Source organism: Variovorax sp. PDC80, from assembly GCF_900115375.1.
Lineage (GTDB): Bacteria > Pseudomonadota > Gammaproteobacteria > Burkholderiales > Burkholderiaceae_C > Variovorax.
This window is the reverse complement of sequence record NZ_FOWG01000039.1, coordinates 1-1,414: the sequence shown is the minus strand read 5'-3', so window position 1 is coordinate 1,414 and position 1,414 is coordinate 1. Positions and strand designations below refer to the sequence as shown.

Genomic DNA, 1,414 nt, shown 5'->3' with positions numbered 1-1,414 from the left:
AGGGCGGCCTCGGCCAGGATCGCGATGGCGAAGCGGATGGTGATCTGCACGATCAGCACCGCCGAGATGTTGGGCAGCACGTGCTGCATGGTGATGGCGAATGATCCCTTGCCGCAGGCACGCGCGGCCGCCACGTACTCGCGCGACCAGATGGCGTTGGCCGAGGCCCGCGTGATGCGCGCGAAGGTGGGGATGTTGTAGATGCCGATGGCGATGATGGCGTTGACGATGCCCGCGCCGAAGACGGCCGTCATCATGATGGCCGAGAGGATGGCGGGGAAGGCCAGCGAGAAGTCGGAGAAACGCATGATGGCTTCCTCGACCCACCCCCGCCTGGCCGCGGCCAGCAGGCCCAGGGCGGTGCCCACGATCAGGCCGATGCCGACCGCGATGACGCCCACGAGGATGGAGGCGCGAGCGCCCACCAGCAGCAGCGAGGCCACATCGCGCCCGAAGGCGTCGGTGCCCAGCCAGTGGCTGGCCGAGGGCGCCTGCATCTTGTTGGCCATGTCCATGGCGTAGGGCGAGTAGGGCGTCCAGAGGTAGGAGACCAGGGCCGCGAGCAGCAGCAAGGCGGCGAGCACGCCGCCGATGACGAAGCTGCGGTGGTGGCGCGCGCGCTGCCAGAAGCCGGGCAGCTTGAGGGCGGCGGCGCTGGGGGTAACCGATGCAATGGCGCTCATATGTCGCTCGCCTTGATGCGCGGGTCGATGACGGCATAGAGCACGTCGACCACGAAGTTGACGATGACGACCATGGCCGCGAGCAGCATGACGCAGTTGCGCACGACGATGAGGTCGCGGTTGCTGATGGCCTGGAAGATCAGGCGGCCCAGGCCCGGCAGGTAGAACACGTTCTCCACCACGATGGTGCCGGCGAGCAGCTCGGAGAACTGCATGCCCATGACGGTGATGACGGGGATCAGGGCGTTGCGCAGCACGTGGGTCCAGAGCACCGCGCGTTGGGTCACGCCCTTGGCGCGCGCGGTGCGCACGAAGTCCTCGCGCATGACCTCGAGAACGGCCGAGCGGGTGATGCGCGCGAGGATGGCGGCCTGCACGACGGCCAGGGACAGGGCTGGCAGCAGCAGGGACTTGAGGCCGGCAAAGACGCCTTCGCCCCAGCCGTCGAAGCCGCCGGCGGAGAACCACTGCAGCTGCACGGAGAAGACGAGGATCAGCAGGATGGCGAACCAGAAGTTGGGGATGGCGATGCCGACCTGGGTGAGGCCCATGAGGCCGACGTCGCCGAGCTTGTTGTGGCGCGCGGCGGCGGTGACGCCCACGAGCAGGGCGAGCACGGTGGTGAAGGCCATGGCCAGCAGGGCCAGGGGGACGGTGAGTGCGAGGCGCTCGAGGATGAGGTCGAGCACGGGGGAGCTGTAGGCGTAGGAGTCGCCGAGGTCGCCGGTGAG

At 68.5% G+C, this 1,414-nt stretch carries 2 protein-coding genes; both read right to left on the bottom strand.

The window, feature by feature from the left end; translation table 11 throughout:
- Positions 1-683 (bottom strand): ABC transporter permease (locus BM109_RS40570; protein ID WP_093356168.1); only part of this gene is annotated, 683 nt, incomplete at its 3' end.
- Positions 680-1,414 (bottom strand): ABC transporter permease (locus tag BM109_RS40565; RefSeq protein ID WP_143129354.1); only part of this gene is annotated, 735 nt, incomplete at its 5' end. The genes BM109_RS40565 and BM109_RS40570, both read right to left, overlap by 4 nt.